This window comes from Pseudomonas sp. efr-133-TYG-103a, from assembly GCF_030209235.1.
Taxonomy (GTDB): domain Bacteria; phylum Pseudomonadota; class Gammaproteobacteria; order Pseudomonadales; family Pseudomonadaceae; genus Aquipseudomonas.
On record NZ_JARVSK010000016.1, the window covers coordinates 97,233 to 122,045 of the forward strand.

The 24,813-nt window shown below is 59.7% G+C and carries 26 protein-coding genes and 1 pseudogene; 14 read left to right on the forward strand and 13 right to left on the reverse strand.

The features are described from left to right. Positions 1-47 precede the first annotated feature (47 nt). Both QRN36_RS14250 and QRN36_RS14255 read right to left on the reverse strand, forming a co-directional pair. Complete coding sequence (locus QRN36_RS14250) at positions 48-1,031, reverse strand: aldo/keto reductase (protein WP_285424809.1); 984 nt, start codon at positions 1,029-1,031, stop codon at positions 48-50. A 219-nt stretch (positions 1,032-1,250) separates the two neighbouring features. Next, on the reverse strand, positions 1,251-2,018 hold the full coding sequence (locus QRN36_RS14255; RefSeq protein ID WP_285424621.1) for an SDR family oxidoreductase: 768 nt from the start codon (positions 2,016-2,018) through the stop codon (positions 1,251-1,253). 97 nt (positions 2,019-2,115) lie between these two features. Between QRN36_RS14255 and QRN36_RS14260 the strand changes: the two genes are divergently transcribed. Then, entirely contained in the window at positions 2,116-3,009 is an 894-nt protein-coding gene (locus tag QRN36_RS14260; RefSeq protein ID WP_373568753.1) for a LysR family transcriptional regulator, read from the forward strand. Between the two features lie 393 nt (positions 3,010-3,402). Here QRN36_RS14260 and QRN36_RS14265 read toward each other — a convergent pair whose 3' ends face one another. Then, on the reverse strand, positions 3,403-4,311 hold the full coding sequence (locus QRN36_RS14265) for a LysR family transcriptional regulator (protein WP_285424810.1): 909 nt from the start codon (positions 4,309-4,311) through the stop codon (positions 3,403-3,405). A gap of 137 nt (positions 4,312-4,448) precedes the next feature. Between QRN36_RS14265 and QRN36_RS14270 the strand changes: the two genes are divergently transcribed. Then, on the forward strand, positions 4,449-5,102 hold the full coding sequence (locus QRN36_RS14270) for an NADPH-dependent F420 reductase (RefSeq protein WP_285424624.1): 654 nt from the start codon (positions 4,449-4,451) through the stop codon (positions 5,100-5,102). Between the two features lie 105 nt (positions 5,103-5,207). Here QRN36_RS14270 and QRN36_RS14275 read toward each other — a convergent pair whose 3' ends face one another. Further along, complete coding sequence (locus QRN36_RS14275; protein WP_285424625.1) at positions 5,208-5,645, reverse strand: GNAT family N-acetyltransferase; 438 nt, start codon at positions 5,643-5,645, stop codon at positions 5,208-5,210. Between the two features lie 139 nt (positions 5,646-5,784). After that, positions 5,785-6,240: a hypothetical protein gene (locus QRN36_RS14280; RefSeq protein ID WP_285424626.1), complete on the reverse strand. Its 456-nt coding sequence runs from the start codon at positions 6,238-6,240 to the stop codon at positions 5,785-5,787. Positions 6,241-6,422: 182 nt separating this feature from the next. Here QRN36_RS14280 and QRN36_RS14285 point away from each other — a divergent pair, with 182 nt between their 5' ends. Next, positions 6,423-6,641 (forward strand): hypothetical protein, encoded by a 219-nt coding sequence (locus QRN36_RS14285; protein WP_285424627.1) that lies wholly within the window; start codon positions 6,423-6,425, stop codon positions 6,639-6,641. Between the two features lie 32 nt (positions 6,642-6,673). Here the strand turns inward: QRN36_RS14285 and QRN36_RS14290 are convergent, their stop codons facing one another. After that, entirely contained in the window at positions 6,674-7,090 is a 417-nt protein-coding gene (locus QRN36_RS14290; protein WP_285424628.1) for a hypothetical protein, read from the reverse strand. Positions 7,091-7,223: 133 nt separating this feature from the next. Between QRN36_RS14290 and QRN36_RS14295 the strand changes: the two genes are divergently transcribed. Then, positions 7,224-7,931: a hypothetical protein gene (locus QRN36_RS14295; RefSeq protein ID WP_285424629.1), complete on the forward strand. Its 708-nt coding sequence runs from the start codon at positions 7,224-7,226 to the stop codon at positions 7,929-7,931. A 137-nt stretch (positions 7,932-8,068) separates the two neighbouring features. Further along, positions 8,069-8,410, forward strand: a complete 342-nt coding sequence (locus tag QRN36_RS14300; RefSeq protein WP_285424630.1) for a hypothetical protein — start codon at positions 8,069-8,071, stop codon at positions 8,408-8,410. Between the two features lie 55 nt (positions 8,411-8,465). Here QRN36_RS14300 and QRN36_RS14305 read toward each other — a convergent pair whose 3' ends face one another. Further along, positions 8,466-8,924 carry a hypothetical protein gene (locus tag QRN36_RS14305; protein WP_285424631.1) on the reverse strand — a complete coding sequence of 153 codons (459 nt, stop codon included), beginning with the start codon at positions 8,922-8,924 and terminating at the stop codon, positions 8,466-8,468. Between the two features lie 254 nt (positions 8,925-9,178). Beyond that, the gene (locus tag QRN36_RS14310; protein WP_285424632.1) at positions 9,179-10,084 is read right to left on the reverse strand and encodes a LysR family transcriptional regulator; all 906 of its coding nucleotides are present in this window, start codon (positions 10,082-10,084) and stop codon (positions 9,179-9,181) included. A 161-nt stretch (positions 10,085-10,245) separates the two neighbouring features. On the opposite strand from QRN36_RS14310, the gene QRN36_RS14315 reads away from it, so the two are divergent. The 3 genes from QRN36_RS14315 (at position 10,246) to QRN36_RS14325 (ending at position 12,565) form a co-directional block, all read left to right on the forward strand. Further along, the gene (locus QRN36_RS14315; RefSeq protein WP_285424633.1) at positions 10,246-10,995 is read left to right on the forward strand and encodes an SDR family NAD(P)-dependent oxidoreductase; all 750 of its coding nucleotides are present in this window, start codon (positions 10,246-10,248) and stop codon (positions 10,993-10,995) included. A gap of 109 nt (positions 10,996-11,104) precedes the next feature. Next, positions 11,105-12,067: a quinone oxidoreductase gene (locus QRN36_RS14320; RefSeq protein WP_285424634.1), complete on the forward strand. Its 963-nt coding sequence runs from the start codon at positions 11,105-11,107 to the stop codon at positions 12,065-12,067. Between the two features lie 99 nt (positions 12,068-12,166). Continuing rightward, positions 12,167-12,565 carry a nuclear transport factor 2 family protein gene (locus QRN36_RS14325; RefSeq protein ID WP_285424635.1) on the forward strand — a complete coding sequence of 133 codons (399 nt, stop codon included), beginning with the start codon at positions 12,167-12,169 and terminating at the stop codon, positions 12,563-12,565. Positions 12,566-12,606: 41 nt separating this feature from the next. Here QRN36_RS14325 and QRN36_RS14330 read toward each other — a convergent pair whose 3' ends face one another. Further along, positions 12,607-14,145, reverse strand: a complete 1,539-nt coding sequence (locus tag QRN36_RS14330; protein ID WP_285424636.1) for a sensor histidine kinase — start codon at positions 14,143-14,145, stop codon at positions 12,607-12,609. A 121-nt stretch (positions 14,146-14,266) separates the two neighbouring features. Continuing rightward, entirely contained in the window at positions 14,267-14,911 is a 645-nt protein-coding gene (locus QRN36_RS14335) for a response regulator transcription factor (protein WP_285424637.1), read from the reverse strand. A 387-nt stretch (positions 14,912-15,298) separates the two neighbouring features. Here QRN36_RS14335 and QRN36_RS14340 point away from each other — a divergent pair, with 387 nt between their 5' ends. The 6 genes and pseudogenes from QRN36_RS14340 (at position 15,299) to QRN36_RS14365 (ending at position 22,108) form a co-directional block, all read left to right on the forward strand. After that, on the forward strand, positions 15,299-15,841 hold the full coding sequence (locus tag QRN36_RS14340) for a kinase inhibitor (protein ID WP_285424638.1): 543 nt from the start codon (positions 15,299-15,301) through the stop codon (positions 15,839-15,841). A gap of 263 nt (positions 15,842-16,104) precedes the next feature. Continuing rightward, entirely contained in the window at positions 16,105-17,109 is a 1,005-nt protein-coding gene (locus QRN36_RS14345; RefSeq protein WP_285424639.1) for a GlxA family transcriptional regulator, read from the forward strand. Between the two features lie 132 nt (positions 17,110-17,241). After that, on the forward strand, positions 17,242-18,444 hold the full coding sequence (locus QRN36_RS14350; protein ID WP_285424640.1) for an NAD(P)/FAD-dependent oxidoreductase: 1,203 nt from the start codon (positions 17,242-17,244) through the stop codon (positions 18,442-18,444). A gap of 73 nt (positions 18,445-18,517) precedes the next feature. After that, positions 18,518-19,972, forward strand: a pseudogene (locus tag QRN36_RS14355) (mechanosensitive ion channel domain-containing protein). Positions 19,973-20,266: 294 nt separating this feature from the next. Further along, positions 20,267-20,947: a nitroreductase gene (locus QRN36_RS14360; RefSeq protein WP_285424643.1), complete on the forward strand. Its 681-nt coding sequence runs from the start codon at positions 20,267-20,269 to the stop codon at positions 20,945-20,947. A gap of 180 nt (positions 20,948-21,127) precedes the next feature. Next, the gene (locus tag QRN36_RS14365; RefSeq protein ID WP_285424644.1) at positions 21,128-22,108 is read left to right on the forward strand and encodes an MBL fold metallo-hydrolase; all 981 of its coding nucleotides are present in this window, start codon (positions 21,128-21,130) and stop codon (positions 22,106-22,108) included. Positions 22,109-22,319: 211 nt separating this feature from the next. Here QRN36_RS14365 and QRN36_RS14370 read toward each other — a convergent pair whose 3' ends face one another. From QRN36_RS14370 to QRN36_RS14380, 3 genes are read right to left on the reverse strand one after another with little or no spacing between them, the layout of a single operon-like run. Next, a complete protein-coding gene (locus QRN36_RS14370) occupies positions 22,320-23,312 on the reverse strand; it encodes an aldo/keto reductase (RefSeq protein WP_285424811.1) in 993 nt (330 codons plus the stop codon). A 52-nt stretch (positions 23,313-23,364) separates the two neighbouring features. Next, positions 23,365-23,964: a flavodoxin gene (locus tag QRN36_RS14375; protein WP_285424645.1), complete on the reverse strand. Its 600-nt coding sequence runs from the start codon at positions 23,962-23,964 to the stop codon at positions 23,365-23,367. Positions 23,965-23,967: 3 nt separating this feature from the next. After that, positions 23,968-24,804, reverse strand: coding sequence for an oxidoreductase (locus QRN36_RS14380; RefSeq protein ID WP_285424646.1), 837 nt, complete (start codon positions 24,802-24,804; stop codon positions 23,968-23,970). Positions 24,805-24,813: the final 9 nt, after the last annotated feature.

Below are 24,813 nucleotides of genomic sequence, written 5' to 3' on the forward strand. Positions count from 1 at the left end.
AGGAACACAGTGTGCGAACCCGACCGATAAGCCGCTACATCGGCCTCTCAGGACCGATCAATCTGCTGCATATGCATGTCTGACATACGCTCACCATGCACTGTCAATTTGGAATACTGCTGTTCCATCGCGAGAAGGTCACTGCTTGTCAATTCGATGTTCAGCGCACCCAGGTTCTCGGTCAGGTGATCGACTCTGCGGGTGCCGGGGATCGGAACAATCCAAGGCTTCTGAGCAAGCAGCCAGGCAATGGCGATTTGGGCCGGCGTGCCGCCTTTAGCAGAAGCAACGCTCCTCAAAATGTCCACAACCGGCATGTTCGCCTTCATGTTTTCAGGAAACATGCGCGGGAACGTCCCTCGGAAATCGGTCTTGGAATCGAACTTGGTATGCGCGTCCATTTTTCCGGTCAGGTAGCCTTCCCCGAGCGGAGCCCATGGAACGAAACCTATGCCCAGTTCCTGGCAGGCGGCGAGCACGCCGTTGTGCTCAGGATCTCGATGGAAGAATGAATACTCTGTCTGGATGGCTGACACGGGCTGCACGGCATGAGCCCGGCGTATGGTTTTCGCGCTGGCCTCCGACAGGCCGAAATGCAGGATCTTGCCTTCGGCAATGAGATCCTTGATCGCGCCGGCGACGTCCTCAATCGGTACATTGGGATCGACCCGGTGCTGGTAATAGAGGTCGATACGGTCGGTCTGCAACCGTTTGAGCGATTCCTCTACGACCTTTTTGATGTGTTCTGGACGGCTGTTCAAGGCAATAGTGCCGTCGATAGCAAAGCCAAATTTGCTTGCGATCTTTACTTGGTCACGGAATGGCTTGAGCGCTTTGCCCACCAGCTCTTCGTTAGTGTAGGGGCCATATACTTCAGCGGTGTCGTAGAAGGTGACGCCGTTTTCGAAGGCTGTACGAAGGGTATGGATGCCCTGATCGATATCCGCAGGAGGGCCGTAGTTCGCACTGATGCTCATGCAGCCTGCCCCAATGGCGGAGACTTCGAGGTCACCGAGATGACGCTTGGTCATTTTTAGATTCCTTTTGCGAGGTGTTTTCGAGTCCTGGACATTACCTTCCGGGGTAGATGAGCCTGCCCATGCAGAAGCACCGACCGCCAACACAGCGCCGGCAAGCGTGGCCTTGGTCACGAACTGGCGACGACCGATTGAACCGAAGACGTCTGTGTTGGAGACCGGCTTTTTGCTGTCCATGAGAACTCCTGGGTGAGTGAATTTGCGATCTGCAAATTAGTGGGCAGTGAAACCGCCATCGACGGGCAATACACTCGCAACGACGAAGCTGGCTGCCGAGCTGCACAACCAGAGCACGGCAGCTGCAATCTCGTCCGGTTGACCTAAACGCTCAATCGGTTGGTCGCGTTTAACGCCTTCCATCGCTTCTGGAGAGCGCTCAAGGAGATCCGTAAACATTGGGGCGTCAATCACGCCTGGGCACACGGCGTTCACTCGAATTCCGCGAGATGCATATTCGACGCCAGCGCTTTTGGTGAGGCCGATAACCCCGTGTTTCGTGGCGTGATAGGCGGCGCGATCAGCCTGTCCCACCAGTCCGCCCAAAGACGAGCAGTTCACGATGGCGCCGCTGCCCTGACGTTCCATTAGGGCCAGTTCGTGTTTCATGCAAGCCCACACACCGCGCAGGTTGATCGCGTTCAGGCGGTCGAAAGACTCGGCGGTCTCGGCGGTCAATGCACCGGAATGACCGGCGATACCCGCATTGTTGAAGGCCATGTCCAGCCGGCCGTAGGTAGCCACAGTGTCCTCGACCATCTTGGCCACCTGTGTCTCGTCGGCTACATCGCAAGTGATAGCCTTGACTCTGTATCCAGCAGCGACCAGTTTCCTGGCCTCGCTCTGCAGCAAAGCTTCGTTGATGTCCGCCAACACAACGCTCGCCCCGGCTTTCGCAAAGGCTTGTGCAGCAGCTAAACCGATGCCTGCGCTCGCGCCGGTTACCAGTGCTACCTGTCCGTTGAAGTCGTAAATCGGATTCATGTGAGTGACTCGAACTGAATGTAAAACCAATCTAGCAGCGCACCCCACAAATGATTAGGGGGTATGATCGGAATGGACCTATATCAGTTTGGTATCAATTATGCGGGACACCGTTAATGACCTGGTTGCATTCCTGACGGTCGCGCGCGAGCGTAGCTTCACCAAAGCGGCGGCCCAGTTAGGCACTTCACAGCCGGCTTTGAGCCGGACGCTGAGGCGGCTCGAAGAGCAGTTGGGAGTGCAATTGCTGACTCGCAGCACGCGAAGCGTGTCACCCACAGAGGCGGGCGAGCGATTGCTGGGCTCGATAGGCCCCCATTTCGAAGGCATTGAGGCTGGGCTGGCCGATCTCTCCGAATTAAGCGGGAAACCCGCTGGGACATTGCGGATCAGCTCGGTAGAGCATGCCTCTGCGACGATTCTGGTTCCTGCGGTCAGCAAGCTCATGCTGAACTATCCCGAGATCGCGGTCGAAATCAATAACGACTACGGCTTGATCGATATCGTCGAGCAACGCTACGACGCAGGGATTCGTTTGGGCGAGCAGGTGGCCAAGGACATGATCGGCGTACGTATAGGTCCTGATTTCCGGCAGGCTGTGGTGGGTTCACCTGCTTACTTCAAGCGCAGGCCCAAGCCTGTTACGCCTCATGACCTCACCCTGCATGTCGGAATCAATCTTCGCCTCCCGACATCAGGGGGCCTCTGGTCTTGGCCCTTTGAAAAGGGCGGACGTGACGTGAGAGTTCGGGCGGAGGGTCAGATGGTCTGCAATACAGTCCCCATGATGCTGGACTTCGCGTTAGCTGGAGTCGGGCTGGCGCACCTGCCGGAGGATGTCGTCCAACAACAGGTTCACGACGGCCGTCTCGTACGTGTTCTGGAAGACTGGTGTCCGGTCGTCACGGGGTATCACCTTTACTATCCGAGTCGCAGACAGCCTAAGCCTGCATTCAAACTTCTGCTCGAACTGTTGCGAGCAAACGTCTGACTGACTGCTTCTGGCCGATAGCCGACACTCCAGTTTTCTCATGTTCAATTCCGGCTTGGGGCAACTGCCGTAAGCTCAACGCCAAAATCAGCCCGCCGCACAGACGGTCAATCCTTTTTCGCGCTTTCTGATACGCCGAGGTGGTCCTGGACTGCGACAACGCCAACCTAATACCGCAACGTCATATTGCTGCATCTCCTCTTCCTTGATTAGTCGGTGCTTGCCCGGCCTACATTGTCGATGACAGCTGATGCTAACCAATGGGCCAGATAAAATTCATGCGGTTTGCCGTTTGAGCCTTCCTTTTCGACAAGCACCGATTGGCCAACCAGGCCTGTGGTCTCTATTGGCGGCGTCGGATCTCAAACGCTGGCTGGCCCCCCGTCTACACCCTCACCTCATTGAACCCGGATCAATTTCAAGTTCTGCCACCACTTGTTCGATAAAGCTGCGCAGCTTGGGCGGCATACGCCGGTCGCTCGCATACAACAGGTGAACCGGTCGTGCTGGTGTCTGGAGCTGGGGAAAGAGGCGTACCAGGCGACTTTCACGAATATCGTCTGCGAGCATGACCTCAGCCCCCACGATAATGCCCAAACCGTCGCAGGCCGCAGCACGCTGTGCGCGCGCGTCGTTGACCTGAAGCCGACTTTGCCGGGCGAGCTGTTGCAGATTTTCTCCACCCAGCATTCTCCACTCGCCTGACACCGTCGCGGGCCAGGCGTTTGATCCCAGGCAATGATGACCAGTGAGGTCGTCCGGCGACAGTGGGGTGCCGTGCTCGGCGAGGTAACTTGGGGCAGCGCAGGCAATCAGCCGGTAGGGGGCCAATGGACGAGCGATCAGGCTGGAGTCGTCCAGCTTCCCGATGCGGATCGCGACCTCGAAGTCATCATCGACAAGATCCACGAAGCGGTCATTGAGCGACAGTTCTACCTTTACCTCCGGATATCGACGCAGGTAGCGGTTCAACAGCGGCATCAGGCAGTAGGTCCCGTAGGTCACAGGGGCGCTGATGCGCAACCGGCCGCGTGGCGCTTCTGTGTAGTTCTCGGCCACGGCGTCGGCGGCTTGGGCTTCGGCCAGCACGCGCTTACAGCGTTCGTAATACTGCTGGCCGATCTCGGTCAGGCTTTGCCGACGTGTCGTGCGATTCAGCAACTTCACGCCCAGACGCTCTTCCAGAGAGCTGACATGTTTGCCAGCCATCTGCGAAGACATGCCCAGAGCTTCTGCGGCCGCGGAGAATGAGCCGCTGTCTGCGGCTTTGATGAACACGGCCATGCTTTGCAATTGGTCCATCATTCAGTACTCATGGTTTCGACTCTCGCAATCTAAAGCCAATATTTAATCCTTCCGATTTCAAATAGCATCCTGACTATCGAGCTGATGGGCAAGGGCCTTTCAGCAATATCTGTATGAAAAGCAGGAGTTGAGCAATGCGAATCGGCATTATCGGAGCGGGATTTATCGGTCGGGCAATCGCTGCCCTCGCCATGAAAAATGGGTGCGAGGTCATGCTCAGCAACTCGCGCGGGCCCCATACATTGACCAGCACTGTCGCATCGCTGGGATGTCAGGTCGGAACGGTCGAGCAGGCCGCAACCTTTGGCGACCTGGTGTTACTCGCTACTCCTTTTGGCCGCTACTCAGAGCTGCCAGTACAGGCGTTTACCGGCACGATCGTGCTGGATGCTGGTAACTACTATCCCCAGCGTGACGGTCAGATCGCCGAACTGGACAACCATGAAAGCACCACCAGCGAGATATTGGCGCGGCATCTCTCCGGTGCCAGGGTGGTCAAGGCATTCAACGCCATTCTGGAGCGCGATCTCATTGCACATTCACATCCGGACAGTTCGATGTGGCGCCGGGCATTGCCGATTGCGGGTGATGACGCGGACGCCAAGCGTAGGGTCATCAATCTGCATGAGCGGTTCGGGTTTGATGTGGTAGATGCGGGCGCCCTCGCAGAAGGTCATCGTTTCGAGCGGGCTCGTCCGGCCTACTGCCGGCCGCTGGACATCGCTGGCCTGCGCGAAGCCTTGGCCGACGATGGGCCCGATCAGCCTCAAGGTGCATGGAGAATGTGATGAAGACTGTGGCGCGAAGGTCTGAGCGAGTTGGACAGACTGCACGTAAAGAATCTTCCAGGCCTAAGGTCGCGCCCGTTAGATTCTGGACGATGGCCAAAAACCTCAGAGGTTATTGATCTGGACTATGTGGGTCGCGTGAGCGTCGTCTGTTCGAGTGAAGCCGCAGCGCAGATAAAAAGCGCTCCCCTCTGAGGTGTCGGTGTACAGACGCACACTTTCAAAGTGCAACGCGGCGTGGGCAAGCAATGCGTTTACCAGTCTGCGGCCAACCTGCTGCCCGCGCGATGCAGGCGCCACATACACACGTCGCAACCTTCCTGTACGGTCATGCGTAAACGGATCAACAGACAAACCTGCAATGCCCACCAAGCGCTGATTCAGATAGGCCGCCATGAGGAATTCGCCGGGCGCATCGAAGCGATTGGTGCCGGAATTCCATTCTGAAATCAGTCTGGTGAGAAACCTGAAGCCTTCTGCAACTGCCTCTTTCTCAAGGTTAGCCATTTGCGGCGGCAGGTGCGTGAGTTGTTGAAGGTTCATGGGGTCAATCCTCCTTGAATGGGTGCGAAGTCTTCTGTGCCAAGAGATCTTGATGGGCGGGCAGTAGACGCTCAAATGGCAGCTATCGACCCAGAGCGGACACACTAGACCAAGGAGGCAGTCGTCTGACGCCGCCAAATCAAAGCTCAGATGCGGCTTTCACAGCGCGCACATAGGGTGCTGAGCTGAATATAAATGGGCCGACGTCGGCGATTACCCGAGGTTCTTCATATCCATTTTCGTAAGCAAATCCCTCCCATATGATCCCGCCACTGAAACTGCGAATTTGCACTGAGTAGGCTCCGCACCCTATGTCTCCGCACTCGGGACAGATGTAAAGGACCACCCGACAGTGCTCTGCCTGTGGCTGGTCGCATCGAATCAGGTTGTCGGCAAATCGGAGACTCTGCTCTGGATAACCTGATACGAAACCACTCATGTAGTCAGCGTGCCCACCGTCAGCCGTCACCAGAATGTCCAGTAACGAACGCCCGTCGATTTGGAAATCAGCAAAGCTACGCTCAACACTGGTACAGCCGTTCGATGAGCTGCCAGGGCGAATCGCATCCTGAAAAGTCATGATGTTGTGCGGCATACCTTGCTCCTTGCTTCAAGATAATCCCGATTACACACGTTAGGCTTGAGTGCGGCAAGACCGAAGGGAACTCGCGGATGTCTGCTTCTGGCCGATAGCTGACTATCTGATTGGAAAGGCCGAGCTGGAAGGGCTGATAGGCAGCTAGTACGCTTGATTCCCTCTAATGATAGGAACCTGAAATGGGAAATGACTCCTCGTTACAGATCGAACGCGCCGCTTATGAGGAGTTCGTCCGGCTTTGGAGTCAAGGAGGCTTCGAGCATCAGCGACTGGGCCAAGCGTTTTACAACCACTTCAATCTACACAAACTCACCGATCAGGTCGGATTACACGATCTTTATGAGGCTGACGGTGATAAAGCCTCACGCTTGATCTCAAGGCTTTTCCACTATCATTGAGTGACAGCAATCGACCCATTGCAGTCGTTCAATTATTGGTTTCCATAGCTCGCGGTCCAGCTGTTCCAAACATCTTCGTTTCGCGCATAGACAGAAATAGGCAGGAAATTCCGTTGTTTTGGGAAAGTGTTGGACACGAATTCTTCGGACAACGAAATAGCGGGGCTGAGCGCCGCTACGACATTTGTCATAACGACGCTGGCACATTCCCGCTCCTCATCCGTCGGATCACCGTCGAACTCGAATCGCCCACGCAGTCGCCCATCATCAGCGATATCGAACGACACGGACCTCAGGCGTGGGGGAATTTCACCCAGCAAGGCGCGCTGCGCCACGAGACGAACTTCGGATTCGGTTGGAAAAGCTGTCGTTTGCATGACCGATAACTCATATAGATTGTTGATGTCTGCTTCTGGCCGGGAGCCGCCGGTGCGAAGTAGCGGCAGCATCAGAGGGCGATTGTCGTGTGCGTTTCGAAAACCACGTGGTTCCACACTGCTTTCAAGGGTCGGTGGAATTCATGGAGCATTCTCGCTGATACACTGCTTTTTGTTCTGACAATTGCCAATCGGCTGGAGTGAAATGGATATCAGAGAATTTTGCCTCGCTCATAAATTTGATATGGGCAAGTGTTCGGTCGCGTCAGGCGGTGGTAGTTTTGAATTGGCTGGTCTTGAGACCTCACCGGTCGAGTTTCTATCGCTGGCGGAGGACGATTTTGAACGGGGCGGATTGGCGGCTCTTGTCAACGCTACGGCCAATGCAAAACGTGCCATTGTCAGCCAACTAGATCAATTGCTGACCTCTTTTGGCTATCCGTCATTCAGATGGAGCGTGCCGAAGAAGATTGAACGTCTTAGGGCTTTGGGACTACTCGCGCCGAGTCTGTTGCGAAAAGTCGTAGATATGCGTAATGTTCTTGAGCATGAGTACGTAACTCCTGAGATTGGAAGCGTTGAAGAAGCGTTGGATATCGCGAGTCTATTTGTGATGTCCGCATCGGCGATGTTCATTCCATTTGAAGACGTCTTGGAGTTTTCACGTCCTGAATCAGGTGTGAGGGAAGGGGCGGTCACACATATCTCTGCGGGATTGAACCGAAAGGCTGGTAGGGTTTACTACACAGTTTACGCATACGAACCTGGCGAGTATGCGGGGCGTTGCGTTGGTCAGTGTGAGATAGAATCAGGGCATGTCATGTTCGAAGCTATGGTTAAGCTTTCTGCATCGATGATGCTTCGATACAAGGTCAACCAGGCGCTCAGTGATTTTGAGAGAGCCGTTACGTAACCATGAGTGCTCGTGAAATTGGGGCGGCGCCCTGAGTGGCAGCTGCCGACCCAGAGCAGCCGCTCACTCTTGATTGGACGGCGTTCAACAAGCCGAACAGCCTGAATCTACCCTCTCTGATATAAGGACTTTCGCTCATGAAAAATATTCAAATCATCAACGGCGCACTCAATTGCGTCTACGACATCTTTTCCTGTGATGAAGCATCATTTAACACTCTGTTTCCTGCGGGCACGGATATCGCATTCTCGTCGGAAATATGGGAAAGAGAAGAAGACGTTGAACTTGAATCTATTTTCCGTAGGCTCTGGGAAAGTCCCGTACCCAAATCCCAAGCGATGGGCATCCATGGGATTATCTTTTATGGGCTCGACGACAAAAAACAGTATTACCCAAGCCGCCGGGATGAGGATGCGATGAACCCAGATGGTTCTGCTATTCGCGCCGGTGGCCGGACATCCGATCTGGCTCAGCCCTAGGACAGCCGGATCCTGAAGGACGGCTTCCCACCCAGATCGGGTATATCGCTGAGGGTCATGGGGTCAGTAGTCCGAGGCGGTGTGCTTCAAGGCTCACACTCATTGGTTTGTCTTTCAGCACTGGCTTATGCCCAAGCAGGGCAATGGCCTGCTCAAGGCTGTCGTTTGAAGGTACGAGCAGCGCTTGAAGGCTATCAGGGTTAATCACTCCCCAGTTCGACAAATCATGGCAACCGCTACCGGCGCATATTGCCTGATAAATGATTCGGCTAGCATGATTCGCATCGGTGTCGCATTGACCGCCCACGAAGTCCACATTGCTATACCGCAAGATTGTTGAGCGTGGGCCTCGTTCAACTCGCAGGATAACGTCTGCGCCTTCTGTAGAGCGCAATGGCATGGTCGTATCCACCGCGATGGTGACAGTTGCGCCACCGCACTGAAATTGTTCTTGTGCAAATGCGGGTAATGAAAGGATGGCCATGGCAATTGAGAGGGCTGCAATCCGTAGCATGAAAAGAACTCAGTTGTTTGATGAGCAAATCTTATCAGCGCGTTGAGACCTAATGAACTGGAGGGGTCTTCGTTTTCAGCGACAAGACAGTGACCGTTCCTGACCTTTAGCTGCTTGCTCCAAAGCGCGGCCGTATTCCCGATCAATCTTCGAGGATCGAACGCGCTCCTCGCCCAACGCACTCAAAAACCATCAATAACAACCAACCACCCACCCACGCTTCAAACCTGCGCCTCAAGCTCGTGTGCAATGTGTCAACGCAACCCCTTCGCCTCGAACAGCTCGACCAGCCATTCCACGAAGACCCTGACGCGGGCGCTGAGGTGTCGGTTGGGGGAGTAGACGATGTAGATCGGGTTCGGCTCCAGCGACCAGTCTTCGAGCAGTGGAATCAGTGCGCCAGACTTGAAATGCGGTTCGGCCATGAACATCAGCGTCTGCAACACCCCCATACCCGCGAGCGCGGCGGCGAGCAGGGCGTTGGAGTCGTTCACCGAGACAAAGTAATGGGCGTCCACCGAGATGCGCTCCTCACCTCTGACGAATTCCACCGGCAGGCGTCGTTGGGTGCCGGCGAAGAAGTAGCGAACCATCTGGTGGTTCGTCTCAAGGTCGGTCGGGTGCAGCGGTGTGCCGTGGCGGGCCAGATAGGCCGGCGTCGCGCAGGTGACGAAGTTGAGGCTGCCCAGGCGTCTGGCGATCAAAGATGGATCGCTCAGGGTGCCGCCGCGAATGACGCAGTCGACCCGATCACCGAGCAGGTCGACGGGCCTGTCGCTCACGCCGATGTCCAGTTGCAACTCCGGGTAGCGCTTCTGGAATTCCGGCAACGCCGGCAACACCAGCATGGTCGCCATGGTCGAGCCCATGTCTACCCGCAACCGCCCGTGGGGGCGAGCCTGGGTGCTCACCAGGTCCGACTCCGCCTCCAGCCACTGATCCACCACCCGCACCATGCGCTCGTAATACGCGGTGCCGTCATTGGTCAGCGAAATGCGCCGCGTGGTGCGGTTGAGCAGCTTGACGCGCAAGTGGGCTTCCAGCGACTGGATGTGTTTGGTGACGGTGTTGCGCGGCAGGCTCAACGCTTGCGCTGCCTTGACGAAGCTGCCTGCCTCGACCACCTGAATGAACGCTTTGACTGCCGTGAAATAGTCCACGTGATGATTCGCCTTTCCAGATAGGGTCAGCAGGCATTAGCCCGTTTGAAGGAACAGTGGTGTTCTTTTTAGCTAATTTATCCCGCGCTGGCTATCTCATACATTGGCTCCACCGAAACGAAGCCCGCCATTCCGGCGGGCTCCAAGTGGAGATCAGACAAATGACTCAGCAACTGCAAGGCAAGGTGGCATTGGTGACCGGCGGCTCTCGCGGCATCGGCGCCGCCATCGCAAAACGTCTCGCCGCAGAGGGCGCTCATGTCGCGTTCAGCTACGCGAAATCCGCCGAGCAGGCGCAGCAAGTGGTCGCCGACATAGAACGTCATGGCGTGCAGGCGCTGGCCGTTCAGGCTGATCAGGGCAACCCGGCGCAAGTGACTGCGCTGGTCAGGCAGGTCCATCAGCATTTCGGTCGCCTGGATATCCTGGTCAACAGCGCTGGCGTCTTTGTCACCGGCCCCGTTGGCGATCCCGACGCCGACATCGCAGCGTTCGACCGTCAGCAAGCCGTCAATATCGGTGGCGTCGTGACTGCCGTGCGCGCGGCAGTCGGCCTGATGAGCGACGGCGGGCGGATCATTTCGCTGGGTACCACCGGCGCCGATCGCGTGCCTTTCCCCGGCGCAGCCGATTATGTCGCGACCAAAGCGGCGGTGGCGGCCTACACCCGTGGCTGGGCCCGGGACCTGGGGCCCAGAAACATCACCGTGAACGTCGTCCAGCCGGGCGCGATCAACACCGAGATGAACCCTGAAACCGCCGACCATGCACCGTTCCTTGCCGGCCTGGCCGCATTGGGTCGCTACGGTCAGCCAGAGGACATCGCCGCTGCCGTGGCCTTTCTCGCTGGGCCCGAGGCGTCCTACATCACCGGCGCGACCCTCAATGTCGATGGCGGCCAGAGCGCCTGATCGATTCCTGAACCCATGATCCGGTCAGCAGTGCCGCCATTCATCGCGCGGCACCGCTCGATCTCAGGCTTGGGTTTTCACTGACAACATTTCCATCGCCGAGGCGGCCATGACTCAACGCATCCGGATTTACCAGCAAGGCGCCCCCGCAGTCCTTCATTACGAAACCTTCGATCTGGAGCAGCCCTCCCGTGAGCAGGTGCTTATCCGTCACGAAGCCATCGGCGTCAATTTCGTCGACACGATGTTCAGGGATGGCACGTTCAAGGTGCCGCTGCCGTTCAGCATGGGCGTAGAGGCGGCAGGTGTCGTCGAGGCCGTCGGGCGCGACGTGCAGCACCTGAAAGCGGGTGATCGCGTCGGTTATTTCTTCGCGTTCGGTGCTTACGCAGATCGCCGGGTGATCGACGCCGGTGCATTGATCAAGCTTCCCGACGACATCGCCAGTGAACAGGCCGCCGGGCTTCTGTCCAAGGGGCTCACGGCGTGGGCGCTGCTCAAACACGCGCACAGGGTCAAGGCCGGCGAAAGCGTGGTCGTGCACGGCGCCTCCGGTGGGGTCGGCAGTTTGCTCGCACGTTGGGCGAAATCGCTGGGCGCCAGGGTCATCGCGACCGTGGGGTCCGCCGGCAAGGCAGACATTGTCGAGGGCTGGGGACTCGATGCGGTGTTACGTTCGGATGAGCCGGATCTGGCTGGACAGATCAACGCCGCCAACGGCGGGCCTGGCGTCGATGTGGTGTACGACCTGATCGGTCGGCAGACGCTGGACGCTTCGATCAGCGCCCTGCGTGACGGCGGCGACCTCATTCACGCCGGTAATGCGTCGGGCGGCATCACTGCGGACCCCGCGCGGCTGGCCGCACGTAACATCCGATACCTCCAGCCCTCAACGCCGCAGTACGTCAACGCGCAAAACCAGGGCATGGCCGCATCAGAATTGTTCGAGCGATTTCGGGAGGGCGCGCTGGGCCATCTGGAGCTCGCTCGCTATCGACTGGAGGAGGCGGCATTGGCTCATCACGCCATCGCCGCGCGCAAGCATACCGGCTCGATTGTGTTGATCCCCTGAGGCTGACCCGCGCGCCGCTCAACCACTCCTCTGTGCAAATCACCCGGCGCTGCCACAACCTGTTTACTCACAATTACGACCCAACCAAAAGGAAACACCATGACCTCTTCAACTCAAGCAAAAACGACTGCCGAGCCTGACTACGACGCGCTCCTGCGCGCCAACCTGACGCGGGTGTTCAACGAGCGGGATCGTGCCCTGCGCGAGGCTGCCATCGCTGAGCTCTTTTGCGCCGAGCCGACACTGTATGAGCCGGCCGGGATCGTCACCGGTCAGACCGCGATTTCGGACGTCGCCGGCGCGCTGCTGGAACAGTTCGGCGCTGATTTCTCGTTCGCAGCCACTGGTATCGCGGTGGGGCATCATGGCCTGGGTTACCTGAAATGGCAGGCGGGCCCAGCCAACGGGCCGGTCGTTGTCAGCGGTGTCGATGTGGCAGAAGTCAGCGACGGCAAGATCACCCGGCTCTGGGTGCTGCTGGATGCACCGCAAGCGTGAGGGACGGTGGTGACGATGCGCATCAAGGCCGTCCGCGCAGGTCACCACGGCCGTCGAACGGTGGGCAGCGAGATGAAGAACGAGGCGCCGCTCGCATTGTTTTGTGCCCAGATCTTGCCGTCATGAGAATCGATGATCGACCGGCAGATCGACAGGCCCATGCCCATCCCGCTTTCCCGCGTGGTGAAGAAGGGCGTGAACAGCGATGGCAGCATGTCGGGCGCGATTCCCGGCCCGCAATCCGCTACTTCGACGATCACCTCGTAGGGCGTGACGAACGTCCGGACGTGGAGCATTCGCCGCTTCTGTTCGATGCCGCTCATGGCCTGCCGGGCATTGACCAGCAGATTGATCAACACTTGCTGCAGTTGAATGCGGTCTGCCGACACCCATGAGTCCTCCGCCGTCAGGTCCAGATGGGGACGAATGTGGTTGTGGGCCATTTCGTACTGCAACAGCGCGAGGGATTCCCTGACAATCTCGTTGATCGGTTCGGGGCGCCGGATCGGGTCGGATTTACGCGCCAGCGCCCTCACGCGACTGATGACTTCGCTGGCCCGGTGTGCGTTGTCGTTGATCCGCTGCAGACCCCGGATGGCCTCGGCGATGTCCGGTTGCGGCCTATCCAGCCAACGGCGACAACCATCGGCGCTGCTGATGACGGCGGTCAGCGGCTGATTGACTTCATGAGCGATGGACGCGGTCAATTCACCCAGCGTGGTCACCCGGCACATGTGGGTCAACTGCGCCTGCGTCCGGTACAGCATTTCTTCAGCCTGAATCCGCTCGGTGACGTCCATGACCGCGCCAAGGTATTCGACGCGATCGTCCTGCACGAACAGTGCGGTGGCCACCATGTGGATATGCTTGATGCGGCCGTCCGGCATGAGCAGGCGATGGCGTATCTCGATTTGCGGCTCGCGCTGCGCTGCCAGGTTGAAGACGTGATGAATAAGGCCGTGATCTTCCACCGGCGTGCGCGCCAGGATCATTGACTTCGATACCGGAATATCGATCGGGTACTCGAAAATCCGCGCGCTTTCCTCTGACCATGCCATGAGTTCGGTCACACCGCTGAACGTGACGCTGCCGGTCTGGCTCAGGCACTGGGCGCCGGTCAGGTAGATCTGGTGCTGGCGCAGATGATCGGACGCCTGCTTGGCCCGCGCCGCGAGAAACCCGATGGCCGACAATGCCGTCAGACACCGCACGAAACTGGTGAAGGAATCCCAGTCCTGATAGCCGTGGTCGACGAAAAACATCACCACAATCGTCGCCATGCACAGCAGCGATACGCCGATGACGGTGCGGATCGTGAAGACGTTGGCGGCCATCAACAGCAGCGTCACGTAGATCACCGTTGCGGCAATGTCGCGGTGGTGAGGGGCGGTGTTGATCACCGCGATCCCCGCAGTCACCACCAGGCCGATGGCCCAGATCAGCCAGGTTTCGTAGCGACTCTTGCTGACGTGGATAAGAGGGCCCGAATTCGCATGGCCGTTGAGCGCAGTGATGGCGCGAGACGTGAACGGGTTGAAACCCCTGGAAGTGCGTTGCCTGGACGATTCATTTTCACGCATGGCGCTGGGCTGTTCCTTTCAGTTGGGGGTGTCGACAAGCACTCAAATGCCCGGTGCGCCAACGACGTGGGCTGCGCGCCGATGGATGACCCGGACCTTCGATCGTTGATTGCGCCTGCGTCTAGGAAGGCTGAGTGTCGAGACGCAGTTTCAGGGCTTCGGCCATGCGCACCAGTTCCGCGAAGGTTTTGGCGTTCATTTTTCGCATGACATTGGCGCGATGAATCTTCACTGTGATCTCGCTCAGGCACACTTCGCTGGCGATCTGTTTATTCATCAGCCCAGAAGCGGCCAGCGCCATGACTTGCCGTTCGCGCGCGCTCAATGTCCGGAAGTGATTGATCAGTTCGGTATGGCCTTTGCTGGTTTCGCGCTGTTCGGCATCCTTGCGCAAGGCCAGGCTGACGGCGTCCAGCAGGTCCTGCTCGCGGAACGGCTTGGCCAGAAAATCCACCGCGCCGGCTTTCATGGCTTTGACTGTCATCGCGATGTCGCCATAACCGGTCATGAACACGATCGGCAGCGTCTCTCGGGACTTCACCAGTTCGTTCTGGAAGTCCAGGCCGCTGATGCCTTGCAGCCTGACGTCCAGCACCAGACAGCTGGTGACGTCGGGTCTTTTGAACGTGAGGAATTCCGTCGCCGAAGCAAACAGCTCGACTCGCCAACCGATGGAGCGCAGCAAGCTGCTCAGGGACTCACGTAACAACGGGTCGTCATCGACGATGTAGACGCAGGCCGTCTCGCTGGTCATGGTGCTAGTCATCTGACTGGTCATCTGAAAGGTGCCCTTGGGTCCGGTGCCGCGGTTGGAAATGCTCTTGCCGGTGACCTGCAAACAGGTGCAAAACCCGATCAAGTCTAAGAGAGCCGATGCGCCAGGCAAACGACATAAATCCCGGAATTCCTGCCAATTCCCGGCAGCCCGTTTAGCCGTCAGCGTTGCGCCGACGAACCAGGCCTCTTCCCGGCTGATGCCTGTCCTGCGCACGCCGCTTGCTTGGCCTGCAGTCAAGATCGGCGAGGATCGATGACACTCGGTCAGGGCTGGGTTTTGTTCACCCGACACCTCAAAAAACATGCCTTGGTATGAGTGCCCGCAAGGGCTGGACGACCTACCGTGTTCGCTGTCCAGACATTCGATGAGGTCGCCATGAAGATAAAACTGATTCCGCTAGCCGTTTGCCTGGGGGTATCGCTCACCGCCCATGCCGCCGATTTCGCGCTTACCAGTCGCGACATCGCCGACAACCGCTCGCTGACCCGTCGTGAAGTGTTCAACGGATTCGGCTGCGAGGGTGGCAACATATCGCCCGAGTTGTCATGGCGTCATGCGCCCGAAGGTACGAAAAGTTTCGCCGTGACGGTCTACGACCCGGAAGCCCCGACCGGGAGCGGTTGGTGGCACTGGACGGTGTTCAATCTGACGGCTTCAACCCACGGCCTGCCAAGCGGGGCCGGTGCCCATTTGCCCGTCGGGGCAGTGCAGGGACGCACCGATTATGGTCAGCCGGGATTTGGCGGCGTGTGCCCGCCAGTGGGCGACAAACCTCATCACTATCAATTCACGGTCTGGGCCTTGAAGGTGGAAAAACTCCCGCTGGATGAACAGGCCAGTGGCGCGCTGGTGGGCTACATGCTCAACGCGAACGTGCTCGGCAAGGCGACGATCACGCCCACTTACGCCCGCCACTGACACCTGCTCAAGCGGCAAGACGACCGGGGCGCTCCGCTGTTTGTGGACCCGGTCGCGGATGCGTTGTCCGGCTGGCGCGTGATCGCGCAGTCGTCCCTTCGCTCGTCGCCCACGCCGTTTCATTCATCTGGCAGTCATCGCTGCAGGGATGACGCGGCGATTGCGGCAACACCCTCGCCCTCACTACACAAGCCCGCCAATCCAATGAATACTGATGTGCGCGTGTGTCCACGCCTACCTTTTGTTTCCAGGAGACATCCCTCATGACCAGTTCTGCGCTCTCGGCGCCGTTCAGTCGTCCCCGCACGGTGTTGTTCGTGGCCTATCCGCAAGTCGGGCTGCTGGACCTGACGGGCGCGCAAACGGTCTTCTGGGTGGCGAGCAGGGCGGTGAAAGCGCTCGGTTTGCCGGGTTATCACTGCCCGACCGGCAGCATCGCGGGCGGTATCACGCCCACGGCCGAGGGCGTCGCGGTCGACACCCGGACACTGTCCTCGCTGGTCGATGAGACGGTGGACACGATCATCGTGCCGGGCTCGCCGGAAATCCTCACCGCGATGGAAAACAACCCCGACGTGATTGACTGGATCGCGCAGCACGCGCCCCAGGTGCGGCGCACCGCGTCGGTGTGCAGCGGGGCGTTTCTGCTGGCTCAGGCCGGGCTGTTGAACAGCAAGCGGGCTGCGACGCACTGGGCGATGTGCGACATGCTCAAGGCGCGCTTTCCTGCCGTCGAAGTCGATCAGGACGCCATTTTCATCCAGCAGGGCATGATCTGGACCTCGGCCGGCGTCACTGCCGGTATCGACCTGGCACTGGCGCTGGTCGAAGAGGACTGCGGGCGCGACATCGCCATGAAAGTCGCCCGTGAGCTGGTGGTGTTCATGAAGCGTCCGGGCGGCCAGTCGCAGTTCAGCGAGATGCTGCAGTCGCAGATGAACGATGGCGACACCTTTGCCGGGTTTCATGTCTGGCTGACCGAAAACCTGCGCCGCGAAGATCTGGACGTCGAGACGCTGGCGCGCCAGGCCAACATGAGCGCGCGCAATTTCAGTCGTGTCTACAAGCAGAAGACCGGCCGCAGCCCGGCCAAGGCGCTGGAGGTTTTTCGCCTCGAAGCCGCACGCCGGCTGCTGGAAGATTCGGACCGCAGCATCTCTCAGATTGCCTGTGCCTGCGGGTTCGGCGACGAGGAGCGGATGCGCGTGACGTTCCAGCGTCATCTGGCGATTTCGCCGCGGGACTACCGCGTGCGTTTCTCTCGCTGAAGGCTCTGCAACGGGCTTCCTGGCGCAGGATCGATGTCTGCCATCGTGCTGGCAGAATTTCAGGGTTTTATGTCGTTTACCCGTTTCTCCCACGCTCCTAGCATGCGTACAAACAGCCTGGAGCACAAAACGATGAAACAACAAATTCTGGTCATTGGCGCTGGATTCGGTGGGGTATGGAGCGCGTTGAGCGCTGCTCGGCAGTTGGACCTCAATGATCGTCAGGACGTGCAGATCAGCGTCCTGGCGCCTCAGGCCGAATTGCACATCCGACCGCGTTTCTATGAAGCCGATGTGCACGAGATGAAAGCCGAATTGCACGCGCTGTTCGATTCCACGGGAATCAAATTCGTGCAGGGCACCGCAGACAGGATCGACCCGGTGGGGAAAACGGTCGAATACGTCGCGGCAGGTGGCAATCGCCAGTCGTTGCCTTACGACCGGTTGGTGCTGGCGACCGGCAGCCACGTGTTGCGTCCGAACCTTGAGGGCGTCGCGGAACACGCCTTCGACGTCGATACCCTCCAGGCAGCAGCCCGGCTGGAGGCGCACTTGCACGCGCTGGCCGGGCAGCCGGATTCCATCGCCCGCAACACCGTGGTGGTGTGTGGCGGCGGGTTCACGGGGATCGAAACCGCGACGGAAATGCCCCATCGACTGCGTGCAGTGCTGGGCGAGGAGGCGAACGTTCGCGTCATTGTGGTCGAGCGCGGTGCGAAAATCGGTGCGGCGTTTGGCGAAGGCATCAGCCCGTCCATCGCTCAGGCCAGCGAGGCGATGGGCATCGAGTGGTGCCTGGGCGCGACCGTCGCCGCCGTCGATGCCGGGGGCGTGACACTCGATGACGGTCGCCGCATCGAATCGCACACCGTGATCTGGACCGTGGGTTTCCGTGCAAGCCCGCTGACCGCGCAGATTCCGGGGGAGCGTGATCCGTTGGGACGCCTGTATGTGGACCACAACCTGAAAGTGGTCGGACAGCCGGACATCTATGCAGCAGGGGATACCGCGTACGCCGCGACCGACGATCTGGGCCACTTTGCCGCGATGTCCTGCCAGCATGCGATCTCGTTGGGGCGGCACGCAGGCAACAACGTCGCTGCCGAGCTGATTGGCGCGCCGACCCGACCCTACAGCCAGCCCAAATACGTCACCTGCCTGGACTTGGGCGAGTGGGGCGCGGTGTACACCGAGGGCTGGGATCGTCAGGTCAAGCTGATCAAGGATGAAGCCAAAGCGCTCAAGCGTCAGATCAACTCGGTGTGGATCTATCCACCGGTGGCTGACCGGACGTCTGCGCTGGCGGCGGCAGATCCCTCGATCCCCGTGGCTTGACCGCACACATCGTGTACTGGCCTGTCCCGGTTCTTCCGGGACGGGCTTTTTTCGTGGAAGGCCGGGAGACGCCATGCTGGACATTCCGCAACTCTGCACGCTGATTGCCGGGTTCGCATTACTCGCGCTTGACCTGCTGGTGTGGCATCTGACGCCCGCCGTTCGCATGCTGCGCCGAACCCTGGTGCGCATTACGCTCTTGCTGCTGTTTTCCTGGTTGATCATCGCCGCAGGCGTCAGCCCGCTGCAGCCCTCGCCGTGGCCTGACGATGTGGCGCTGAACATGCTGAGCACGGTGCTCGCCGTCTTGTGGTGGTTTTTCGCGGCGCGCACGCTCACCGTTGTGCTCAGCGCGATGTTCTTCAATCGCGGCGAACATGCCGCGCGCCTGTTTCAGGACATTCTGGGCGCGGGGATTTTCCTGGTCGCGATCGTCGCCGCCGCGGGTTACGTCATGCAGTTGCCGGTCAAGGGGCTGCTGGCGACGTCCGGGGGCATGGCGATCGTTGCGGGTCTGGCGCTGCGCAGCACCCTGAGCGATCTGTTCTCCGGCATCGTGCTCAACACCACCAAACCCTATCAGGTCGACGATTACGTGCAGATCGACAGCATCGAAGGGAAGGTCGTCGACATCGACTGGCGCGCGACCCACCTCATCACCTCTCACGGCAGCATGGCGGTGATTCCGAACTCGATTGTGGCGAACGCCAAGGTCCTCAATTTCAGTCGTCCAGTGGACATCCATGGCGTCAGCATCACCCTGCAGGTCTCGGCACACGTGCGTCCCGGTCGGGTGATCGAGGCGCTGGAGCGAGCTTGCCAGGGCACGCGTCAGTTGCTCGCATCGCACCCTGCCAAAGCATCGGTGAAAAGCTAAGGCGCCGAATTCATCGAGTACGAAGCGCGAGGTTTCATCGCCTCGTTGAGCCAGCGCACCGAGGTCTGCAATCACCTGTTCGACCTGGCTCACCGGCACCTGCAAGCGGCGGGCATACAGCTTGGCAGTTCGGCCGGCGGGGCAGGCGCGCAGGGTTCGGAAACGCAGCGCTGGAATCGGCAGCGGTGGTTGCTGGAAGACGTGAAAATCTTCCGCTCCTTGAGCACCATTCAGCGTGACCAACTGGCTCAGGACATGCGCGTCATGGAATGCCCTGCCGGTCATGTGGTGCTTGAGCTGGCCGAGGTTTCCGACTTCCTGATGGTGATCAGCACTGGCGTGGTCTCAGCGTCCATACATGACGGCGAGCGGCTGATCGAGGCGGCGCGCATGGGCCCCGGCGAGGTGCTGGGCGAGGAGGGGGTTCTGGCAGAAGGGCGCTCACGGGCGCAGTTTCGTTGCCTGACTGGCTGCGTGCTGTTGCGCATCGACAAAGCCACGTTGCGCGGGTATCTGGAGCAGGGCGACGAATTCAAGGCGGCGTTGAACAAGCTGCAGGTGTTTCGACAGGGCGTGCGGCAGTCGCTGTTGTTGCAAAAGCCGGTCGAGATCAAAAAGGGCGGTTTTCTGCGTTGGCTCAAGAGCGCCTGAAGGCGCAACGGCATTGATTGCAACATTCCGACCGGCGCATGTCCAAGCCCCCGATCCGCATCTAGACTCCCGGCTAAAGCCGGTCCTATGGGCGCGGCACTGCAGCCGGTCCCATTGAGTGCACGCAATGTTTCAGTAGGACCGGCTTCAGCCGGGAATGGGCCGGTGAGTACGCTGGGATCCTGCGGTGTAACGCCCGACGTCTTCCCGGCTAAAGCCGGTCCTACGGGCGGAACTGCAGCCGGGTGAAGCCTGCGTGTCCATTTCATCGACCTCTACAAGCAGCCCGAAACGATGGCCGAGACATTTCCAATCGATCAATTGATTCAGGCGCGACGCTCGAAGCGGGGCTATCTCGACAAGCCGGTGCCGCTCGACACCGTCAGGGAGATTCTTGACGTCGCGCGCTTCGCGCCAAGCTCCAGTAACAGCCAGCCATGGCGCTGCATCGTGCTGACCGGTCGCACCCTGGGCCGCGTGACCGACAACGCCGTGCAGCTATATCGCTCGGCGCCGGAAAGCCTTGCCTCCGAATACCTGTTTTTTCCCGCTGAGCTTCACGAGCCTTATGCGCAACGGATCAACTCATTCCGTAACCAACTGGGTGACGCCCAAGGCTGCCCGCGCACGGAAAAGGCCGTTCGGATGCTGAACCTGGAGCGTCAGTACCGGTTTTTCGATGCGCCGGTCGGGATCATCTTCACCATGGACCGCAAGCTCGAACGGGCGAACTTCATCTGCTACGGCTGTTTTCTGCAAAACATCATGCTGGCAGCCAAGGCGCGAGGACTCGACACCTGCCCCCAGCAGATCTGGGCCCTGCAACATTCAATGCTGCGCCAGACGCTGGATATTCCGGCCGACCACATGGTCATCGCAGGGATGTCGTTGGGGTGGGCTGACCCTGATCTGTCGGAAAACCGCCTGGAGACGCCACGAAGCGGACTGAGCGAAGTGGTGACGTTCTTCGACTGATTTCGCGGTTGCCAAAAAGTGTCATGCGCAGCCCTGATTGAGGATGAAAAATATATACCCAAGTGTGGTTCCGGGCCTTGCCGGCCGCGGCGCAGACTTTCTCCACGAGCGATTCGGCGCTCCCGTGGCGACCTCTGTCGCCGCCCTTGAAAGTCCGCAAAATGCTAAAGGAGAACCACCATGGCAACTTACCTCAATCATCCCGCGCCACACGCATCGGCATCCCTGCAAGGCAGCGTTGCCCGGCCACCGGCACCGGACGAGGGGTGCATCGGTCAAGCGGGTTTCGAGGAACTCGTGCCCTCCCGTTACGCGCTGCGGATCGGCGAGATCGACGTGATGGTGGTCAGCGACGGGGTGCTGCCGCTGCCCACTCAGACCATGTCCACCAACGTCGACCCGGCGGAGCGGGCCGCCTGGTTCAAAGAGATGTTTTTGGGGCCGGACGCCTTCGACTGGGCACTGAACGTTTTGATCGTGCGCAGCGGTGAAAAGGTCATCCTCGTCGATGCGGGGCTGGGCGGGCAATTCCCCGGATTCCCCCGCGCCGGACAATTCCCCAAACGTCTGAAGGCCGCTGGCATCGAGTTGTCCTCGGTGACGGACGTGATCATCACCCACATGCACATGGACCACATCGGCGGCCTGCTCGTCGAAGACGTGAAACGCCAGCTGCGTCCGGACATACGCATTCACGTGGCGGCAGCCGAGGTTGCGTTCTGGGAGGCGCCGGACTTCACGCACACGTCCATGCCGGAGCCGGTGCCGGAGGTTTTACGATCCACCGCCAGGCAATTCATCAGTCAATACGGCCGCCATGTGCGCACGTTCGAAGACGCGTACGAAGTGGCGCCGGGCGTGGTTGCCAAGGTCACCGGCGGCCATACGCCAGGGCACTGCGTGGTCTACGTAGACTCCTGCGGACAACGACTGACCTTCGCCGGTGACGCTGTGTTTCCCGTCGCGTTCGAGCACCCTGACTGGCAAAACGGTTTCGAACACGATCCAGAGGAATCGGTGCGCGTGCGTGTGCGCCTGCTGCGAGAGGCGGCAGCCAGTGGCGAACTGTTCGTTGCGACCCATCTCCCATTTCCCTCGGTCGGCCGGATAGCCCACGACGGCGACGCCTTCCGTTGGGTCGCTGGCTTCTGGGACTACTGATCACTCAGCCGGGCTCGCGCTGCGCCGTCGGGAAGCGCGATCGCGAGCGCCTCCGGTTACCGCGCTGCTGATCCGGATCTCGCTTACGGGCCGAGCGTCGGTCTCTCCAGCCGGTAGCGACAAGGCGGCAATCAAAGGTTTCATACCGGTCATGCTTTATGGATTCCCGCCTGGGCCGATTGCGCCAGGCGAGATGCTGCGAGAGGCGCTGTCAAAGCCCGGTCATCTTCATGGCCGATGCCGGAAGCCGGTCGCCCTGCAGCTGAATGGCGGACATCCGGTCGTTGATCAGGCGCAAGTCTTCCTCCCTCAACTTCAGGTCCACAGCGCCGAGATTTTCATCGAGGCGATGTGGCTTTGTGGTGCCTGGTATCGGCACGATCCAGGGCTCTTGCGCAAGCAGCCAGGCCAGCGCCACCTGCGCCGCCGTGGCGCCATGGCGATGCGCGACGGTTTTGATCACGTCGACCAGCGCGAGGTTGGCCTTGCGCGCGTCGGGAGAGAAACGGGGCACGAGGTTGCGGAAGTCGGCGGCGTCGAACATTGTGTGCTCGTCGATCTTGCCGGTGAGAAAGCCGGCGCCCAGCGGGCTGAAAGGCACAAAACCGATGCCCAATTCCTTTAGCGCAGGCAAAAGAGCGTGCTCCGGATCGCGCCAGAACAGCGAATATTCGCTTTGCACTGCCGTCACACGCTGAACCGCGTGGGCGCGACGGATGGTTGTCACGCCTGCCTCCGACAGGCCGAAGTGCTTGACCTTGCCCTCGGCGATCAGTGCCTTGACGGTACCTGCCACCTCTTCGATCGGCACATCGGGATCGACGCGATGCTGGTACAAAAGATCGATCCGATCGGTGCGCAGCCGCTTCAAGGAAGCCTCTGTCACAGCGCGGATGTGCTCCGGCCGGCTGTTGGTGCCGCTGCCTCGTTTACCGGAACTCAGGTCGATATCGAAACCGAACTTGGTCGCGATCACCACTTGATCGCGAATGGGTTGCAGGGCCTCGCCCAGCAGCTCTTCGTTGCTGAACGGGCCATAGGCCTCGGCGGTGTCGAAGAGGGTGACCCCCTGATCATGTGCGGCACGAATCAGCTTAATCATCCTGTGCCTATCAGCCGCCGGTCCGTAGGCCGAGGTCATGCTCATGCATCCAAGGCCCAGCGCGGACACTTCGAGTCCATTGCCCAGCGTGCGAGTTTTCATCGATGACTCCGTACAAGAAAATAGTGAAAGCTGTAATTGAGCCTGCGCCCTGTCAGCTTTGGACGTGGCGTTCGCCAAGCCAGGCAGTGACGCGCTCCATGGTTTTGCGTTCCTGCTCACCCTCCATCACGAAGCCATCGGTGAGCTTCGCATCAGGCGCGTGTGCGCTGAGAACACGGCGGCTGTCGCCCACGCCATAGCCGCCGTGGGTGATGAAGGGCACGAGCGTCTTGCCGTTCAGGCGGTGAGCGGTCAGAAACGAGCGCACTACCGGCGGCGCGGTTTCTCCCCAGATGGGAAAACCCAGGTACACGGTGTCGTAATCCGCTATCGCGAGGACCCTGCTTTCCAGTGCCGGCTCGAAGCCGCTGTCGCGCTCTCTTCTGGCCTGCGCCACGGTTTCCAGATAGTCCGCGGGGTAGGGCGTTGCCGGACGGATCTCAAACAGATCCGCCTCCAAACCCCGCTGGATGAGCCCGGCGACAACACGGGTATTCCCGGAGCGTGAGAAGTACGCCACCAGCGTTCGAGAGCTCGGACGCGTGCGTTCGCGTGTGACGGATGTATCGCCGAGTGCCATGAGCGGTGCGCTGGCCAGCGCAGCGAGCGCGCTCACCAGCACTGTGCGCCGGTCCATGGGATGCGAAGTCATCGGTCAGGCCTCTTTCGGGAAGTCGGTACTGATGCTGGCCGCCTCCCAGTCAGCGATTTCCGCCAATTGGCGGTTCAGCGCATCGGAGACAATTCTCACCGCGTCGCTGCCGAGCAAAAGACGCTGTGGCAGATGCTCCTTGGCCAGCGTATCCACGAGCAGGCGAGCGGCGCGTTTCGGGTCGCCGGGCTGACTGCCGTGCATGCGATCGTTCTCCGGCCGCCGTGGGCCTACCGTTGCGGCGTAGTCGGCCAAATGCGTCTTCGCGCCTTTCAATGAGCGCCCTGCGAAGTCCGTGCGGAAAGCGCCGGGCTCGACGACCAGCACACGAATACCCAATGGCTCGACCTCGGTCTTGAGCGTCAGAGTGATGCCTTCCAGGGCCATTTTCGCGGCCGAATAATAGGCCGAGCCCGGATTCCAGAACTGTGCGCCAATCGAGGAGAAGTTGACGATCGTGCCCGAGCGTCGCTCACGCATGGCCGGCAGCACGGCCTTGGTCAGTGCAACGGGACCGAACACGTGGGTGGCGAACAGGTCGGCGACATCCTCCTCGTCACCTTCTTCGACGGCGGCGCGATAGCCATAACCCGCGTTGTTGATCAGTACATCGATCGGACCGAAATGCTCCTCAGCCAGCGCGATCGTCTGCGCAATGGACGCTTTGTCTGTCAGGTCCAGCGCAACGGCCAGGGCGCGTTCGGGGTAGGCGCGCTCGAACGCTTTGACCTTATCGACACTGCGAGCAGTGACGATCGCGTTGAAGCCTGCATCGAGCACGGCCGTCGCAATGGCATGGCCGAGTCCCGATGAACAACCGGTGATAAGCCAGGTAGTCATGTGTGTTTC

Coding starts and splice junctions, on each gene's coding strand:
- QRN36_RS14370 (WP_285424811.1), bottom strand. CDS start 23,312: ATGAAAACTCGCACGCTGGGCAATGGACTCGAAGTGTCCGCGCTGGGC.
- QRN36_RS14255 (WP_285424621.1), bottom strand. CDS start 2,018: ATGAATCCGATTTACGACTTCAACGGACAGGTAGCACTGGTAACCGGC.
- QRN36_RS14315 (WP_285424633.1), top strand. CDS start 10,246: ATGACTCAGCAACTGCAAGGCAAGGTGGCATTGGTGACCGGCGGCTCT.
- QRN36_RS14360 (WP_285424643.1), top strand. CDS start 20,267: ATGGCCGAGACATTTCCAATCGATCAATTGATTCAGGCGCGACGCTCG.
- QRN36_RS14325 (WP_285424635.1), top strand. CDS start 12,167: ATGACCTCTTCAACTCAAGCAAAAACGACTGCCGAGCCTGACTACGAC.
- QRN36_RS14265 (WP_285424810.1), bottom strand. CDS start 4,311: ATGGACCAATTGCAAAGCATGGCCGTGTTCATCAAAGCCGCAGACAGC.
- QRN36_RS14285 (WP_285424627.1), top strand. CDS start 6,423: ATGGGAAATGACTCCTCGTTACAGATCGAACGCGCCGCTTATGAGGAG.
- QRN36_RS14365 (WP_285424644.1), top strand. CDS start 21,128: ATGGCAACTTACCTCAATCATCCCGCGCCACACGCATCGGCATCCCTG.
- QRN36_RS14350 (WP_285424640.1), top strand. CDS start 17,242: ATGAAACAACAAATTCTGGTCATTGGCGCTGGATTCGGTGGGGTATGG.
- QRN36_RS14330 (WP_285424636.1), bottom strand. CDS start 14,145: ATGCGTGAAAATGAATCGTCCAGGCAACGCACTTCCAGGGGTTTCAAC.
- QRN36_RS14375 (WP_285424645.1), bottom strand. CDS start 23,964: ATGACTTCGCATCCCATGGACCGGCGCACAGTGCTGGTGAGCGCGCTC.
- QRN36_RS14380 (WP_285424646.1), bottom strand. CDS start 24,804: ATGACTACCTGGCTTATCACCGGTTGTTCATCGGGACTCGGCCATGCC.
- QRN36_RS14305 (WP_285424631.1), bottom strand. CDS start 8,924: ATGCTACGGATTGCAGCCCTCTCAATTGCCATGGCCATCCTTTCATTA.
- QRN36_RS14320 (WP_285424634.1), top strand. CDS start 11,105: ATGACTCAACGCATCCGGATTTACCAGCAAGGCGCCCCCGCAGTCCTT.
- QRN36_RS14250 (WP_285424809.1), bottom strand. CDS start 1,031: ATGACCAAGCGTCATCTCGGTGACCTCGAAGTCTCCGCCATTGGGGCA.
- QRN36_RS14295 (WP_285424629.1), top strand. CDS start 7,224: ATGGATATCAGAGAATTTTGCCTCGCTCATAAATTTGATATGGGCAAG.
- QRN36_RS14275 (WP_285424625.1), bottom strand. CDS start 5,645: ATGAACCTTCAACAACTCACGCACCTGCCGCCGCAAATGGCTAACCTT.
- QRN36_RS14270 (WP_285424624.1), top strand. CDS start 4,449: ATGCGAATCGGCATTATCGGAGCGGGATTTATCGGTCGGGCAATCGCT.
- QRN36_RS14340 (WP_285424638.1), top strand. CDS start 15,299: ATGAAGATAAAACTGATTCCGCTAGCCGTTTGCCTGGGGGTATCGCTC.
- QRN36_RS14280 (WP_285424626.1), bottom strand. CDS start 6,240: ATGCCGCACAACATCATGACTTTTCAGGATGCGATTCGCCCTGGCAGC.
- QRN36_RS14345 (WP_285424639.1), top strand. CDS start 16,105: ATGACCAGTTCTGCGCTCTCGGCGCCGTTCAGTCGTCCCCGCACGGTG.
- QRN36_RS14335 (WP_285424637.1), bottom strand. CDS start 14,911: ATGACTAGCACCATGACCAGCGAGACGGCCTGCGTCTACATCGTCGAT.
- QRN36_RS14290 (WP_285424628.1), bottom strand. CDS start 7,090: ATGCTGCCGCTACTTCGCACCGGCGGCTCCCGGCCAGAAGCAGACATC.
- QRN36_RS14300 (WP_285424630.1), top strand. CDS start 8,069: ATGAAAAATATTCAAATCATCAACGGCGCACTCAATTGCGTCTACGAC.